At 45.6% G+C, this 14,587-nt stretch carries 17 protein-coding genes (1 of these 17 running past the window's edge); 2 read left to right on the forward strand and 15 right to left on the reverse strand.

Translation table 11 applies throughout. The features are described 5' to 3' along the window. Nucleotides 1-1,378 carry the 3' portion of an APC family permease gene (locus LEP1GSC194_RS18345; RefSeq protein ID WP_231384515.1) on the forward strand. 29 nt of this gene lie to the left of the window's left edge, so only the last 1,378 of its 1,407 coding nucleotides appear in the window; the start codon falls outside the window, past its left edge; the stop codon is at nucleotides 1,376-1,378. A gap of 174 nt (nucleotides 1,379-1,552) precedes the next feature. Then, the gene (locus LEP1GSC194_RS18350; RefSeq protein ID WP_020774997.1) at nucleotides 1,553-1,939 is read left to right on the forward strand and encodes a hypothetical protein; all 387 of its coding nucleotides are present in this window, start codon (nucleotides 1,553-1,555) and stop codon (nucleotides 1,937-1,939) included. A gap of 321 nt (nucleotides 1,940-2,260) precedes the next feature. On the opposite strand, the gene LEP1GSC194_RS18360 is transcribed toward LEP1GSC194_RS18350, so the two are convergent. From LEP1GSC194_RS18360 to LEP1GSC194_RS18435, 15 genes are all read right to left on the reverse strand, one after another. Continuing rightward, complete coding sequence (locus tag LEP1GSC194_RS18360; RefSeq protein WP_017809630.1) at nucleotides 2,261-2,983, reverse strand: hypothetical protein; 723 nt, start codon at nucleotides 2,981-2,983, stop codon at nucleotides 2,261-2,263. Continuing rightward, nucleotides 2,980-3,864, reverse strand: coding sequence for a hypothetical protein (locus tag LEP1GSC194_RS18365; RefSeq protein WP_020774998.1), 885 nt, complete (start codon nucleotides 3,862-3,864; stop codon nucleotides 2,980-2,982). The genes LEP1GSC194_RS18360 and LEP1GSC194_RS18365 overlap by 4 nt, the downstream gene beginning before the upstream one ends. Nucleotides 3,865-4,142: 278 nt before the next feature. After that, nucleotides 4,143-5,117, reverse strand: coding sequence for a phage tail protein (locus LEP1GSC194_RS18375; protein ID WP_020774996.1), 975 nt, complete (start codon nucleotides 5,115-5,117; stop codon nucleotides 4,143-4,145). Further along, nucleotides 5,114-6,328, reverse strand: coding sequence for a baseplate J/gp47 family protein (locus LEP1GSC194_RS18380; RefSeq protein WP_020775010.1), 1,215 nt, complete (start codon nucleotides 6,326-6,328; stop codon nucleotides 5,114-5,116). Before LEP1GSC194_RS18380 ends, LEP1GSC194_RS18375 begins: the two co-directional genes overlap by 4 nt. After that, nucleotides 6,325-6,672 (reverse strand): GPW/gp25 family protein, encoded by a 348-nt coding sequence (locus LEP1GSC194_RS18385; protein ID WP_020775009.1) that lies wholly within the window; start codon nucleotides 6,670-6,672, stop codon nucleotides 6,325-6,327. Before LEP1GSC194_RS18385 ends, LEP1GSC194_RS18380 begins: the two co-directional genes overlap by 4 nt. After that, on the reverse strand, nucleotides 6,669-7,352 hold the full coding sequence (locus LEP1GSC194_RS18390) for a Gp138 family membrane-puncturing spike protein (protein WP_020774999.1): 684 nt from the start codon (nucleotides 7,350-7,352) through the stop codon (nucleotides 6,669-6,671). Before LEP1GSC194_RS18390 ends, LEP1GSC194_RS18385 begins: the two co-directional genes overlap by 4 nt. Further along, nucleotides 7,349-8,167 (reverse strand): phage protein, encoded by an 819-nt coding sequence (locus tag LEP1GSC194_RS18395; RefSeq protein ID WP_020775007.1) that lies wholly within the window; start codon nucleotides 8,165-8,167, stop codon nucleotides 7,349-7,351. Before LEP1GSC194_RS18395 ends, LEP1GSC194_RS18390 begins: the two co-directional genes overlap by 4 nt. Beyond that, nucleotides 8,164-8,502 (reverse strand): phage baseplate plug family protein, encoded by a 339-nt coding sequence (locus LEP1GSC194_RS18400; protein WP_020774995.1) that lies wholly within the window; start codon nucleotides 8,500-8,502, stop codon nucleotides 8,164-8,166. Before LEP1GSC194_RS18400 ends, LEP1GSC194_RS18395 begins: the two co-directional genes overlap by 4 nt. After that, a complete protein-coding gene (locus LEP1GSC194_RS18405; protein ID WP_020775006.1) occupies nucleotides 8,499-9,137 on the reverse strand; it encodes a phage baseplate protein in 639 nt (212 codons plus the stop codon). The genes LEP1GSC194_RS18400 and LEP1GSC194_RS18405 overlap by 4 nt, the downstream gene beginning before the upstream one ends. Then, nucleotides 9,137-10,891, reverse strand: coding sequence for an LIC12611 family phage tail protein (locus tag LEP1GSC194_RS18410; protein ID WP_020775008.1), 1,755 nt, complete (start codon nucleotides 10,889-10,891; stop codon nucleotides 9,137-9,139). Before LEP1GSC194_RS18410 ends, LEP1GSC194_RS18405 begins: the two co-directional genes overlap by 1 nt. 70 nt (nucleotides 10,892-10,961) lie before the next feature. Beyond that, entirely contained in the window at nucleotides 10,962-11,180 is a 219-nt protein-coding gene (locus tag LEP1GSC194_RS18415) for a hypothetical protein (protein WP_036043748.1), read from the reverse strand. A 43-nt stretch (nucleotides 11,181-11,223) separates the two neighbouring features. Then, nucleotides 11,224-11,613, reverse strand: coding sequence for an LIC_12613 family protein (locus LEP1GSC194_RS18420; protein ID WP_020775004.1), 390 nt, complete (start codon nucleotides 11,611-11,613; stop codon nucleotides 11,224-11,226). Beyond that, nucleotides 11,610-12,020, reverse strand: a complete 411-nt coding sequence (locus LEP1GSC194_RS18425) for a phage structural protein (protein ID WP_020775005.1) — start codon at nucleotides 12,018-12,020, stop codon at nucleotides 11,610-11,612. Before LEP1GSC194_RS18425 ends, LEP1GSC194_RS18420 begins: the two co-directional genes overlap by 4 nt. A gap of 11 nt (nucleotides 12,021-12,031) precedes the next feature. Continuing rightward, nucleotides 12,032-13,411 (reverse strand): DUF3383 family protein, encoded by a 1,380-nt coding sequence (locus LEP1GSC194_RS18430; protein ID WP_020775001.1) that lies wholly within the window; start codon nucleotides 13,409-13,411, stop codon nucleotides 12,032-12,034. Further along, nucleotides 13,408-13,932 carry a phage neck terminator protein gene (locus tag LEP1GSC194_RS18435; RefSeq protein WP_020775011.1) on the reverse strand — a complete coding sequence of 175 codons (525 nt, stop codon included), beginning with the start codon at nucleotides 13,930-13,932 and terminating at the stop codon, nucleotides 13,408-13,410. The genes LEP1GSC194_RS18430 and LEP1GSC194_RS18435 overlap by 4 nt, the downstream gene beginning before the upstream one ends. Nucleotides 13,933-14,587: the final 655 nt, after the last annotated feature.

Raw genomic sequence — 14,587 nt, forward strand, 5'->3', positions numbered from 1 at the left:
TTTTATCACTACGGGATACATTCTTCACCAAGTTCCAAACCCAAACATCGTTTTGCTCGCTTGGATTTTAGGAGGATTTCTGGCAATAGCAGGTGCGATGTCCTATGCAAAATCGGCTTCCCTATTTCCCTACGCGGGAGGCGATTACGTTTATCTAAAGGAAGCCTATTCACCCATCGTCGCTTTTGCGAGCGGATGGCTTTCCTTATCGATCAATTTTTCCGCTTCGATCTCCTTGTCTGCATTAGCATTTTCTAAATCGTTTTTTTCCCTAATCAAACCGTCCTGGGACATTTACTTTTTTGAGTTTCCGTTTTTAGGGCTTACGATTTCGATCGGAATCGCACAAATTTTGGCGATGAGCGCGATTCTTCTTTTTACGATCATCAACTTTTTCGGAATCTCGACAGCGTCCAGAATTCAAAACTTATTCACGGGAGTAAAAATCATCGGGTTGGTTTCCTTTGTGTTTTTGGGTTTTACCATCGGAAACTACGATCCTTCCCGTTTTCAATCCTACTCTTTATTTCCCTCCGGTTTAAAGGGATTCGAACTCTTACTTGCGGGAGTGATTCCGGTGACGTATTCCTACCTTGGATGGAATATGATCACCTACGTCGCCGAAGAAGTCAAAGATCCGGATAAGAATATCTACAAGGCCGTTTTGTATTCTTGTGCGTTAGTCACCATTCTCTATATTCTCATAAACTTTCTTTTTTTAAGTTCGGGATCTCTCGCGGAACTTTCCGGAGATAAGATCGGAATCACCGCTTCCTCCGCCCTTTTCGGACCTAGGGCCGCGGTTTTTATCACGGCCTTCATTTGCTGGGCGTTTCTAGGATCGATCTCGGCTTACATCATTGGAGGTTCCAGAATTTATTTTGCGATGGCAAGAGACGGATTCTTTTTTCCGAATATGGCCAAACTACATCCCAAACACAAAAGCCCTTACATGTCCCTTGTCTTTCAATGCGGTTATGCCTGTTTATTCTGCTTCGTGAAAGAAATAGAAAGTCTCCTTTACTTAATCACTTGTTCCACTTTACTTCTCGCGACCATTACCGCTTATACTCCGATCCTATTTGAAAAAAGACATTACAAATTGAAGTTTAGAATTCCAGGATATCCTTATACAACGTACCTTTATATAGCTTCCAACATCGGAATTATCGCCACCTTACTTTGGAACAAATCAACGGAAGCTTTTTGGGGAATCGGTTTTACACTTCTTTCCGTTCCGATGTATTATTATTTTAAAACGACACAAAATTCTTTACCGAAAGTTTCCATTCCTCTCGATCCGGATTCTCCGGAACTCTTGGCGACGAGCCTTCTTCCGGAAAACGAACCGATTCCCGTCACCAGCGGAGAGCCGTGATCTAAACGCAAACTTCCGTTCAACAAATGTGAAAGCGATTATTATGTTGCGATTCATAGAGAGCAACGCCTTAGTTCCCGGGATAGACCAATTAGAATGGCAATCCATTTCGCTTTTCGAGCAAACCGTCAATCTTTCTTACGTCGAATTCACGTTAAGCGAGACACATTTTTTTTGAAGACAAAAAATCGACTCAAACTTCATTCCGTTTTGGGAATCGTTTCAATCCTTCTTTTAAGTTGCGGAATCTTTCTTCCGATTTCGATTTCATTTTTGCCGCAGGATCTGCATTTGATTTTGGGAAGATTCGGAATCCTTTTCGGATTGTCCGCGTTCCTTACGGGTTGCGGACTTGGAAAATTTCCCTTTGTTCAAAATTCGGAATATACCGAAATTCACATCATCCTTTTGTTAGCGGGTTTGGTTTTACAAATCCCGAGCATTTCCGAAAATCATTCCCACTTTTACGCAAACCTTTTGGCTTGGCTCGGATATCCCCTTCTTCTCGCGGGATGGATTTACGGCAGAAAAATTCGCCGTAAAAAACAGAAACTTCCGTAAGAGCCGGAACGAGCGAGATTCAAAAAAGGATCGTTTTTAAAAATATTATAAAAGTATTATAAACTAATGCTTGTTTTCAGAAATTTTATCCTTCGTTTCGACCACGTTCGTTTTTTTACTAATCCCTATAAAATAGAATAATGTCAATTTGAGCACAAATCCCGCGTTTAGGCGCAGAATTTTGGACACTCTATTTTGTAGGGATCGGCAATCGATACAAAATCCTTCGGCAATCGGATACGAGAACACATTCGTTTTCCGTTTTGCGCGCATTCAAAGCTCGGGAAACGCACGCGTAACGAAAAATGGCGAAATCCTATTTCATTCCCAACCCGTATCCGTATCAATCCTGGACAATTCCTCCCAAGAATTTGCCTCTTGTAGGAGCGTTTTCAATTCGCCGACGCGTTGTAATAGGAAAACCTTTCGGACGGCTCCGTCGTTTAACACCTGTTTGATCTGTTCCGCGCTGTGAATCCGATATTCCTTGATTCCGTTTGGATCTACGCATTTATAAGGAACACTCGCGTTAAGCGAAACCGATCCGATCAAGTTGATTTGATCCTCTCTATCACTGCCGTAAAAATGAGGCGCGCCTAACGCGGACGAGAAAAACCCGGAAACGATTTTGGATTCGCAGATGGATGGAAGAGATCGTAATATGGACTCTTTTTTTCGATCCAGGTCGATCTTCCAACCCGATGGAGTATAAATCTGGTCCGGAAGATTTTGTCCGTCTTTGCTCTGAAGAGGCTCTTCCGTTGTTTCCGTTTCCGGATCGATTTCGTCTTCCCAATTTTGTAGAACCCGTTCGATCATCGTTTTTTTATCATAAACTTTTTTCGGTTCGAAATCCTTTATATAACCGTTTTCTATTTCCGGTTTGAACGTATCTCCGATCTGCGGGTTATAACTGGTCGCATAAACGATCTCGTGTTTGGACGGATCGAAATCGAACCAGGCGGATTTTCCCGCGAGTCGGCTTGGATCCGGATTGATCCAAATTACATTTTTGGAATGTTTATCGATGATGTAATTGCTCATGCTACCCTCACTTTATATTTTACCGCGACGTAGGCGGGAGTTGTTTCGTTGCCGGTTCGGGGGGTTCCGTTGGTTCCGTCCGAATTTGGTGTTCTAACGGGCTGACCCGTTGGCCCTCCTCCTGTAAATAAACGTGTTATATTTGCAGAGTTGGTGTTAAAGTGGACGGTTCCCGCTCCGGACGCGCTCCCTATCTCGCCCCAAAGTTCATGACCATGTCCGAACATCATATCCTGCCCCGCATATCCAACCGCACCCCCGTCGTAATTTCCACCGGCGGCTTTTGCCCTCGATCCGTGAATTCCCGCTCCTCTGGCAAAAATCCCTCTTCGATCTGGAACGTTATACGTAGTCGATCCGTCTCCAAATCCATATTCTACATTTGTAATCATCTCTCCGGTTTGTGAGGAGGTTAAATCTATGACTGTTCCGGTTGGGGTCGCGGAGATCTGGAAGTCGTTTGCGGTTGGATTTCGAATATAATAATTTGTCAATGCAGTGATTCCACCTCCGGTAAAGGAGAACTTTACGAGTTGCCCTTCGACACAACCGTGTGCGGTTGAATTGATTCGATCGGTGGCCGGAACGATTCCGCTCACGTTACGGTAGACTAAGTTCCAGAGGTTTGAAAACGCGGACCTCGAAATGGCTTGTGCGTTCGCGTCCTTGAACAATGTGGATGATGCCTGATTCAAATTGTCCTCAATGATTCCGCCTAACGGAACCTGAGCGGCTGAAAGATTTATATCCGTCAGATCGATTCTGTCTTTCAGATATTGATCGTTTCCGTACAGACGATCCACCTCGTCGTCTATAAGATCGCCGTCCGCCGGCGTGTTTTTGGTCCATGTCCTTGTTTTTGTCGGATTAAATACTGCCATTTTATTACTTTAACTCCTGTTCAAATATTAAAAAACGTTCATATAGTTCAAAAGGTGGTTCGATCTTAAAATAAGACCGGACGTGTTCTTTCTGCTTTTTTAAATCGATGTCTCTAAAGAATCCCGATTATAGCCCGTCTCCGATGTTCCGAAAACCCTTCTTCTCGCAATACTCCAACGGATTAGAGGGAGTTGAAAAAGCGGCCACCGGAAGCATTTCAATTTTCGACTTACCTCGATCCCGGTTTCAATCGTTGTTTTGCCCGAGATGATTCGAATCATACGAACTCCTCTTTAATTACGAATTCGTAAAGTATGAGATTGTCCTTCGGCTTGGAAGGAAACGTTTTGAGAAAGAGCAAACCTCCGTCCTTATCAAACAATCCGATCTCGTCGATCTCGTAGCCGATCAGTTCCGCCTGTTTTACGGTCGTTTTAAAAAATCGAGAACCGTCCGGATCGGTTTGTATTTCGACTAACTTTCGAAATACTTCATTCTGCAGTCCAGTATCTCCCGGTTGGGGAATGCGAGGTTTTCCTTGATTCCTTCCGCCGATCCCAAACGCAATTTCATACGGTAGAACTTTTACGTTTCCTTCGCAAAAGACGGTAAAACCGTTCAAGGGCCAGGTTCCGTCCAAATAAGACGCGCGTAACGCGGAACCGTATAAACGACCGTCTAACGTGGATGTTTCAAAACGGTAACTGATGATGGAATTCACTCCGCCGGCTCGAATCTGCGCGATCGCCTGATTGAATTCGGGCGCCACTACGACCGTATCGATCGATCCCTTAAAAATCACTCGGATCGTGGCCGGACGTTTCGTACTTCCGGAAAGAGGATATTCTCCGTTAAACGTCAAGTTTCCGTCTAAAAGCATCGGAGCCCCGCCGTAACAGAGCTCTTGGATTTCGTATAACGTTCCGGTTCCCGCAAGGATCTGAGAACCGATTTCGTTCATAGAAAAAATGTCGCCCTTTGACTTTCGTTTTTGTCTTGCGATCGAAAGAAAAATTCGATACCTGAAATCGTCGCTTCCGTTTCTGGGTTGTTTGAGGTTTTTCCCTATGAGGTCGAGTATCGCCCCGCTTTGATTTTTATAATCGGTAATTCCGGAGATCGATTCCAAAACGGAACTCGTCTCTTGAAGTAACTCCAATTCCGCCTTCCACTTCTTTCCGATCTCCGATTCCGGATCCTGATTAAAAAGAGAAGAAGGATATTTTTTTAGGATTTCCTCGATGCTCGTCATATGAAATTCACCTGAATATTGGCGGTGATCAATTTTGCACGTTGTCTGCTATTGATCGCTAACGTATCGAGCAACGCGGGAGAGGAGAATCCAACCTTGGCGTTCATCGATTTGATCCCTAAAACGTTAAACGAATTGTACTCGGTAAGTCCGCTTTGAGCCGCGATCAACTTCCATGAGAAAACGTCGGCGCCGGTACCATCCCCTTTGTAAGAAGTGGAAACGGAAGCGATCGTATCCACTCCTCCGATCACCTTGATACAATTCGTTTTGACGATGGTTTCGGATCCGGGCGCCCAGAGAATCGGATCCTTAACGATATCGATTTTTACAAAAACGTTCACGTCGACGGGTCGATTGAAATGATACGTTCTCGGAACTCCCTTGTTATCGATCACCGTCGTCATTTCCGATCCGAAAGATTCGATTCCACCGGGCCAGTTTCTTAAAAATACTTCTCCGATTTCTGCCGCCGTACCTCCTTCGATGACCGCTTCCATGGAATGCGAGGGACGTCCTTCTGCATCTACAAAGTCGGTTGCGTTTTCATACACGACCGCAGTCAATACGGATTCGATGTTATTCAAAACTCCTTGTACGTTCGCGGCGGAAGATCCTCCGTTCACGCCTTCTTCGATAAAACGGTTAAGATATTCGTAATCCGTTTCGATCGATCGTCCTCCGCGGGCAGGTTCCGGATTGGTTACGAAATCGACTCCGGTGATCGCGGTGTTGATCGTATTGATCGTGTTAGCCCCCACATTCGCTTTGATTCCGTATTCCATTTCCAAAGCCTGCGCGTTGAGAAGAATCGTTCCTCCGGAAACGGAACCCGACTCGATGGTGATAAATAAAATTCCGCTTCCGTTCCGGCAAATGACTCCGACCGGAACGAACGCTCCGTCCACGCCTGAAAACCGCAACGTTACGATGGAACGTTTGGCCGGTTGACGTTCGGCGCCGAGGGGATTTAAGACCCGATCCAAAGAAACTCCGGTCGCGGTATGGGCGAAGTTGGAATAAAAAACCGCTTCCGCAAGTTGATGGATCTTATCGATCTCGTCCGCGAGAATTCTCATACGAATCCCGTCTTCGCTTACGATAGAAAGATCGATATCCGCTCCGAGATGAGTCGTGTAACTTTCCTCCAGATCGGTTAAAATTTCCTCTCTTGTTTTACGTATAAATCCCTGTTCGGCGACTCCGCTCATCGTATTTCCTCCGTAACGATTCCGTATCGAGTAATTGCTGAAAATTGAATATTCAATTTTCTATTTATTCCGTCCTCTTCGATCAATTCGATACTCTCGATCGATATCGTCTCCGGGTCCTTTTGAAGGATTTTTTTGATTTCCGTCAAAACCCTTTCTTTCGAAACCCTCGCGGAGAATATCGTTTGCCAATCGATACCGGCTAACGGCTCGTATTCGGATTCACCGAGGGACAAACGGATCGCGTGTTTGATCCTTTGGGAATAATACTCCAGACCTTCGATCACGATCGGTTTACCCGCGCTTCGAACGACGTCCCTATTTTCAATCTTCAAACCTTTCATCCGATTTTTACCTTTCCCGAAAGAATTTGTTCCACCTCGGCCTTTCGAACGTTCAGCTGAGCAACCACGGAAGGCGCAAGACCTGCGGGAGAACCCGGAACCGTGTTTGTCGTAAACGAGGCGGAGTTGTTTAAAAAGACATCGATCAATAACTTCATAAACTGGACCAACGACTCACCTAACACCGAATATTCGGTAAGGTCGATCAAACCGCCTTGAATTTTGATCGTATCACCCTCCATCTGTATGAGTGATTTCCCTTCCTTGTGTCCTATGATAAGCCCCGGTTTGTTTGCGGTAAGAGCGGGCAAATCCGCTTTCCCTTTAAATCCGCCGACCACACAGGCGCTCTGAAGATCGAAAAGGGAATCGGAAACGACCGCGTCCACTCCGCAAATCGCGGCGGAAATATCGTGTGTGGAAAAGGATACCCAGACCTTATCTCCGCGTTTATAATCCGGTTTGATATAAAAATCCCCAGCCCAAAGACTACCCACCCGAATTCCGGAAAGAACCGGAAAGGGGCGTTCTTCTCCGAAGCCGTCCTCTTTTTTAAATGGAATTCTAACGTTAGCCGTCATCTCCGTCGGATTAAAGGATTCGACGATCCCGGGAAGACCGACTTGAATTTTGGATAAGTTATTTTGAATCGCGCCCAATATCGCTTCGTCCAATTTCATATCGGTAACACCTCCAATTCGGAAAAATTGGAGGAATCGAACGTCGAAAATTTATGTTTTCCGCTTACGATCCTACATTCCGAATCGAGTCCTCCTCCTTTTACGGTGATGACCGTATTCTTCTTGAATTTGTGCCGGAAAAGACTCGTAACCTTCCAGGTTTTCCGCCCTTTTTCGGGAACGCCGATTAGCCCCGAAGAATGATCCAGATAAATGCTACTGTTTTTTTTCGACGGATTCCGCGCGTCGATGTGGAGAAATCCGTCCTGAAACCAATATTCAGATTTTGTTAAATTACAAAAACGACGTATACAATCGCCTAACTCCGTGTTGGCGCTGAAATCGACGATTTTATTCTCGCCCAAATTGATTCTTCCGGGCTTGATATTTCCCCGATTCAGAATATCCAGGATCACCGTTTGAGCAGGAAGATCGGTATACGTTTTCATAATATAATAGCCGCTCCAAGAACCGGCGCTCCCGCTGATTTGAAACTCCAACTTTTTTTCCGTTCCTTCCCGTTTGAATTTGGGAAGAATCACTTCGCCGGAAACGACGAGTCCGTTTTCATCCTTGTAACCCGCGTTTAACAACGCGGTGGGATACTGGAATCCTTTTCCTTTCGATTTTGCTCCGATCAAACGAACGGTGTCCTCGTTTACGTTGTACAAAGTCACCTTGGTTAAATTCAATTTGTCTAATTCGGTTTCAAATTCGAGATCAAAAGGCGGATAACGGAACTCTTTTCCCAATCCGACTTTCGGAAGAATTTCCAAAGAAGCGACACGACCGAACAGTTTCGGATTTCCGTTCATTCTTTAACTCCTATATAAATTTTTACACCCGCTCCGAAAGTTTCGAGATTCACTGGGATATCCTTAAATTCTTCCCTGTAATAATCGTCCAGATCGAACGGAGTTAAAAGAATCGTTACCGGAAACCCGTCCACCACCGCGTGATTCAACGGTACTCCGTAAACCAATCTGGACGCGAAAAGATCCTTATCGTCCCGGTCCCGAACCACGACCGTGATGAAATTTTCAATTTTATTATGTGCGAATTCAAATTCGTATTCTTCGACTCCGATCGTATACGTATAACGAATCGGGAATGTATTCGGATCGACCGGTAAATATCTGTACTCGTTCATTGAAAAAAGGACCCCGACCAACTCGTGGATTTAACGGGAGGAGGATTTCCCGTTTTTGTCTGTTTTTGCGGAGTTCTACCGCCTGCGGATTTCACACGTCTCAATTGCCTTGTTTTCGCTTCCGCAATCAGAACGGGAAACAAGGAAAGGTTTACCGTAACGTCGTCCCCGGTATCTTTCGTTTCTTGAATATTCAAATCTCCGATTATAAGATTGGGAATCTCGTCCGCGGAACGCCCCAGGTACCGGTTATCGGGGTCGTTCGGCTCCACATATCGAAATACGGAAGGCAACATGGACAAAATTTTTCCGATAATCCCTCCCGTTCCGTAACCCAAAAGAGTGACTAACGCGCCTCCGGACTGCCAACGAACGAGTGTTTCCAATTTTTCATCCACCGTCGTTCGGGATAAGGCGATAACTCCGATCGACGAGGAAAGAAGGGCGTTTAACGTCATCCCTCTTTGCCCCGGAATCACGTGATCCGTGATCGAAGTCATACCGACCTCTTTTTCGACCGTATGGCGGGTGATTTCCGCGGGATAACTGTGTTGAATGTCCAAGGAAACGTTCAGTTCGACCTCGTCGTCTCCGTCCGTGAGCGCGATTTTATCTCTTCCCGATAAGATTCCCATTAGATTGCCTCCGGTGACATTCCGGACCCGAGTCCGATTTTAATTGCGATCTTTTCCAATTCTTTCTCCAAATAATCCCCGAACAACCGCGCGTCTTCTTTCGAAGATGCACCGCCTAACATTACCTTTGCGATATTCACTACGATCCCTCCGCAGCAGGAATTCGATGCGTTTTTGCTCGGAGGTTGGACGGGAACCGCATATCCGTTTGGAAGTGACGGTCCGCCGCTTACTGCGGTTCCTTTGGGAAAATTAAATCCGCCGTCCGGGGAAAATCCGGACGCCATATTAAAGAGCGAAAATTTCTGCGCTTCCTTTGAATCGACTGCCGCCTTCGCATTGTTAGTCTGCTCGGTCCGAGTTGTGTCTCCTCCTACCGCATTCTTAGAATCGCCTAGGAATTTTCCGATCACGGACTCCCCTCCCTCCATCCATGTAAGAAGATCCTGAACGAGTAGGATGATTCCGGCGATCACCGCGGCGACCGCGAGTCCGATCACGATAAACGGAATCCAAGGCGCAACTGCGGCCCAACCCGCAGCGGCCATCGAAAATAACGCGGGAATCATGGCTGCGGTCATCGAAAAGAGAGAGGCAAACGTTACACCCGACGCCATTGCGATTGCGACTAACGCACCAACGGCGACGCTTCCCAATATAACTAGGGCTCCCTTCAATCGGCTTGAAGCCTGTTCACCGACCGTAAAATATTCAAATATTTGAATAAACGCGTTTAAAAACGGACCCAGCGCCTCCAGAATCAAAGTTCCAAAACTCGACTTCAAACCGTCGACAATTGCGGTAAACCGTTCTAAAACCACGGCGGAAGTTCCTATATGAGCTCCATAAGCGGATTGTAATGCGGAATTTTCGCCTAACGCCGCGGAGACGAGTTTTTCTCTTGCGATTCGTTTGGTCGCTTCGGACATACCGGACTCGTTGATTTGCGCGAATTCTTTCGAATAAGCCGCAAACAAAACGCCGTTGTTTTTTAGGAAATCGTCCGAACCGGTTTGAATGGCGTTGTAAGCTTCGGTCATGGAAGAAGACAATGAAGTTCCCGTAACGGCGGAAACCTTTTGAAGTCCGGATAGGTTCTTGGAAATAAAATCCATAGAAACTCCTGCCTTGATCGCGTCGTTTGCGACCTCGGTCAGTTGTTTTTGGTTTGTTAGTCCTCTCGAACTTTCGATCGTCGCGTCGATCGCTTCCTTTAGTTTCGGATATTCCGAACCGGAAAGACTTTTCAAAATTACATTCTGCTTTTCTAATGCAAGTCCCGCTTCAACGGAAGAGGACACAAAAGAAACCGCAAAGTCGAGAGCGGCCGCGCCGACCTTTTTCATTCCTGCTACGAGAAAACCGGAAATCCGATTCGTCATTTCCAAATCCCGATTTATTTTTTGAATCTCGCCATCGGTGAGACCGGCCGCCCTTGCGGTCGCTTGAAATTCTCGTTCGAGTTTTAGATTCCCCTTCGTTTTTGAAATCAAACCGATCAGATCGGACTCTGTGGTTCTAAGATTTTTTGCGAGTCTTGTCAAAGCGGGTTCCGCGTTTCCCGTAAGAGAATCGCCGATGGACTCTCCGAATTTTTTCAAAGCTTCGGCTCCGGATTCGGAAAAGAGATCGAGGGAGTCCGAAAATTCCAAGATCTGAGATCGTAAAACTTTCAATTCCCGAGAGACCTCGTTCTCAAAATCGATCGAATCGATATCCAACTTGATTGTTATGTTCAATTCACGGGCTGCCATACTTTTGTTTTCCTAAGATGTTATCGTTCTTACTTTTTAACGTAAGTTCGTGGAGACCGAACTTACGTTTTTAAAATTCCGTTCCTCGAATCAACCTGGCCAGGAACTTCAACTCCTCGCACTTCTCTTCCGCTTCCCTTTTTTTTCTTCTACCGATCACTTCCATCATTTTCAGATAAAGGACGGTGGGCGCATTTTCTATATCGTTTCGGGTAAAATGCGCCGCACCGAGGATGAAAGGTTGCCAAAGAAACATCTCTCGATCGACTTCCTCGTCGATCCATTTCATCCATTCTTCCACGGAAGGAAGTTCGCCGAAGTCCGGAAATTTTCTATTCCAGTTCCCACTTAAGAAATCGATTCGCGAGGCGCAACCACACCTCCACGTGGTTCGGTTCAATCGTGTCTAACGTAGGTTCGAACGAATGTCCCGTCGAACTTACGCAAAACTTAAAGAACTTATCGAGCAGCTTGTCCTGATTCAGTCCTTCGGTGAGAGAAACGGATTCCTGTCTCCAGCGAAGAGCCTTTCGATTACCCGGATGTTGCAGTTTGTATTTTCTTCCGTCCACAAAGTGGATCTGCGCGACCCTTGCGTCGTCGTCTACCGTTTCGAGGATCGGCTCCGCGGGATTCGTCCGAGTTTCCGACTCGATCTTATTTTTACCTTTAAATTCATTTTCCTGAATATTAGAAATTTTAGCTGTTGTTTGTTCGGTCATGCCGTTAAAACTCCCTTATAATCGGGCAAAAGGAACACCCAGGTTTTATCCTTGTATTCTTTTCCCTTTTCGATATTCGGTCTTTCCCAGACCCTTCCCTGCGCGGAGAAACCCAACATTCCGCCGTCGCTCTTATCCTTGATCGTAAAGACGCAAGGCAGACGTCCTTCCCCCATGGCGAAAAAAAATTCGTTTTCGGGAGAATCGCCCATAAGAGCGACCGTTAGTTTTACTCTTCCGTCGTATACTTCGGAGATGTTCCAATCCCCTTTGATTCCGACCTGAGATAGGATGTATTCCTTCGTGACCGGTTCGATTTTAAAAAAACCGTCGGCTTGACTCATACCTGAAACGTCTCTTCCGTTGCAGTTAACGTTTAATTTCTTCGGATCCCAAATGCCATTCATTGAATTTCTCCTTAAGTAAGTTCGCCGTCTATATCGACTTCGTTGATCGCCCCTCTTAAACGACAGGAAAAGGTAATGTTCGGAAGAATCCGGTTGTTGCGATCGTTTGCAGGAATTTCGTCTATCGTTTCCGGAAGATTGATTTTATACTGATAGTCGCCGAGATCGGAACGGGTTTTATCGGCTTCCGTTTCCACGGGAGCGATGATCCCTTGAACGCCGGCTTGTGCAAAAACCTCTCTCATGCGGGACTCGATCATCTGAATTCCTTGAATGGTATAAGGAACCACGTCCGCGTTTAGAAAAAGTGCGGTTACGTTTTCTCTCAGTCGAGCCTTCAACCAGGCGCGGTTTTCGACCACGTCCGCGTAAACCTTTGCGGTTGAAATTCCCGGATAAGGAACCTGTCTTCCTCCGAAGTCCACGATCAAATTTCCGTTTTCAGCGAAGACGGAACTCGCTTGTGAATTTGTGTATCCCGAGTTTTCAACTCCGTCCAAAGAAAGATAAGCGTAGTTATACGAACCGACTCTGCGAGGCGCGGTGTTTCCCACCCAAGCCGCTTCCGGAAAAGAATCCGGATTTTTATGCAAGGTAAGATATTCCCAGATGGAGTTTCTTCCGTCGAGCGCGGTGATATCGTCGGTGCATGCGAAAAACATCTTTTCGATCGAAGCGAGATAGTCGCCTAACGCGTGTATTGTGGACTTGTCGTGAGCCGTTGCGGTCGTTTTAAACCAAGCGTCCTTTCCGGAATTTCGTAAGTTAGAAATTTCTTCGGGAGCGTTTGCCCAGGAAGTAAGAAGAAAAACGGCTACGGTTTTCGGTCTCGGAGTTTGTCTAAATTCCCTCGTCGCTTGCAGATATTCCTTATCGGAAGAGGTAAAACCGAGTTCCAAAAGGGAGTCTGCCGAAGTGATTTCCATATATCTTTCGTAACTCAAAGCGGTTTGAGGAAAGGAAGACACGATTCCGTTGCCCGCGTTTGCAACTTCTTCTACGTCCACGATCTTGGAAGCGCCGGCTACGTTCGCCACTGCCTCCGCTGCCAGTTTAACCTGATGCGCGTTAGACGTTACAACGCCGGTTCCGTCCGTTGCTACGTTAACCGTAATCACATACGGACTCCCTTCCGTTCCTGCGCCCGTTCGAACGACGGATAACGCGGAATTATTTCCGGAGACGACATACTTAACGTGAATGTTTGAAACTCCGGGAGTTGCTGATTTCCAGATAAGACCGGAAGATCCGCTCGATACTTGTAAGAAATAGGTCGGAGCCTTGATTCCTAAAATCAAAGGTAATCCGAATCCCATTTGAGAGACCGGCGTATTTCTAAGAAATAGATTGATACGGATCGGTTCTATTTTAGAGATTGTTTGTGCGCTCATGTTTCCTCCTGATACTCAACCGTTGGTGCGCTTGCGGTTGGCTGGCCTTGTTTTTCATTGTATTTTCTCGACTGAAATAAAACATCGAAGCCCGTCTTGTATTCGTATCGATTCGCATCCAAAAGAATCGTCTCGTCTTGAGCGGTTCCGGAGATAAGCGAAGGAGTGACGCCGAACTTCTCGCATTCGATCAGGCCGTCCAAAGAATCGAACCAATCCATCGCCTTTTCGGCGAGGTCCCAACAAGTTTCAATCGATGTTCCGTCTAAAAAGGAAACACGAACGGATGCCCTTTGATTTTTACGGATGATTTCTTTGAAACTTTCGGCATCAATCGTCTCGATTCGTTTCGAAGCGTTTTTCGTTAAATCCTGATTCAATTCAAGGATCTTATAAACTCCGTACGGGTATTCGGGTGTGCCCGGATTGCGATCGCCTAAATACATGGGAATCGCCGGATCCGGTTTTTTTATTTCTGCGATCATTTTGTTCATCGCAGATTGTATGTTTTGAAAATTCATCGAGAGGAGTTTACGACGGAGTTTCAATCAATACAACGTCGAGAATGTACTCGATAGACCTATATTTCCACCTGCCCTATCGAAATTCGAAGATCCGATAGAACGTAAAGCGAGTTATATCGAGGAGAACAGTATGTAATTCCCCCGAAAACGATCCCAATTGATACTTAAGTAAAATTTAATAAATAATCCGGATTTTAAAAAAATACGAATCAGAATTCAAATACAATTCATATATATGTTTAGAATAAGCGGACTATCATTTGTATTCATTAGAATATCGTAAACAGTGAAAGGTTTGGTTTTCACTAAAAAAGCAAACGGGAAGATAAAAGGTGAAAATGATGAAAATAAATTCAAAGATTCCAACGGGTTTCTTTTTAATAAGAACTTTAGAAAATCCATATACAAATCGAGGAAACTAAAGCGTCTCGCTTCTATTGGCGCTCGAGGAAACTCAACGTCTCGCTTCTATTGGCGCTCGACGGGGTTATGAATGGAATCGTTTATCGTAAGGTTACGTTTTAATTTCTCAAAAAAAGTAGGGGGTAAAAAAAAATGGGTCGTTGGATAGTTCTGTTAGTATTTTTGTCGGTTTCGGTGGGAGTCGGTTTCACTTACGGGGTAAGCCCCGCAATTATCGATCTTTTATCGA

Origin of the sequence: Leptospira alstonii serovar Sichuan str. 79601, from assembly GCF_000347175.1 — a bacterium.
In the GTDB taxonomy this organism is placed as follows: domain Bacteria; phylum Spirochaetota; class Leptospiria; order Leptospirales; family Leptospiraceae; genus Leptospira; species Leptospira alstonii.

Excerpts from the sequence above, each read along its gene's own strand:
- LEP1GSC194_RS18430 (WP_020775001.1), bottom strand. The coding sequence starts at position 13,411 with ATGAGCGCACAAACAATCTCTAAAATAGAACCGATCCGTATCAATCTA.
- LEP1GSC194_RS18390 (WP_020774999.1), bottom strand. The coding sequence starts at position 7,352 with ATGAAATTGGACGAAGCGATATTGGGCGCGATTCAAAATAACTTATCC.
- LEP1GSC194_RS18410 (WP_020775008.1), bottom strand. The coding sequence starts at position 10,891 with ATGGCAGCCCGTGAATTGAACATAACAATCAAGTTGGATATCGATTCG.
- LEP1GSC194_RS18395 (WP_020775007.1), bottom strand. The coding sequence starts at position 8,167 with ATGAACGGAAATCCGAAACTGTTCGGTCGTGTCGCTTCTTTGGAAATT.
- LEP1GSC194_RS18415 (WP_036043748.1), bottom strand. The coding sequence starts at position 11,180 with ATGAAATGGATCGACGAGGAAGTCGATCGAGAGATGTTTCTTTGGCAA.
- LEP1GSC194_RS18385 (WP_020775009.1), bottom strand. The coding sequence starts at position 6,672 with ATGAAAGGTTTGAAGATTGAAAATAGGGACGTCGTTCGAAGCGCGGGT.
- LEP1GSC194_RS18380 (WP_020775010.1), bottom strand. The coding sequence starts at position 6,328 with ATGAGCGGAGTCGCCGAACAGGGATTTATACGTAAAACAAGAGAGGAA.
- LEP1GSC194_RS18365 (WP_020774998.1), bottom strand. The coding sequence starts at position 3,864 with ATGGCAGTATTTAATCCGACAAAAACAAGGACATGGACCAAAAACACG.
- LEP1GSC194_RS18420 (WP_020775004.1), bottom strand. The coding sequence starts at position 11,613 with ATGACCGAACAAACAACAGCTAAAATTTCTAATATTCAGGAAAATGAA.
- LEP1GSC194_RS18360 (WP_017809630.1), bottom strand. The coding sequence starts at position 2,983 with ATGAGCAATTACATCATCGATAAACATTCCAAAAATGTAATTTGGATC.
- LEP1GSC194_RS18375 (WP_020774996.1), bottom strand. The coding sequence starts at position 5,117 with ATGACGAGCATCGAGGAAATCCTAAAAAAATATCCTTCTTCTCTTTTT.
- LEP1GSC194_RS18400 (WP_020774995.1), bottom strand. The coding sequence starts at position 8,502 with ATGAACGAGTACAGATATTTACCGGTCGATCCGAATACATTCCCGATT.
- LEP1GSC194_RS18405 (WP_020775006.1), bottom strand. The coding sequence starts at position 9,137 with ATGGGAATCTTATCGGGAAGAGATAAAATCGCGCTCACGGACGGAGAC.
- LEP1GSC194_RS18425 (WP_020775005.1), bottom strand. The coding sequence starts at position 12,020 with ATGAATGGCATTTGGGATCCGAAGAAATTAAACGTTAACTGCAACGGA.
- LEP1GSC194_RS18435 (WP_020775011.1), bottom strand. The coding sequence starts at position 13,932 with ATGAATTTTCAAAACATACAATCTGCGATGAACAAAATGATCGCAGAA.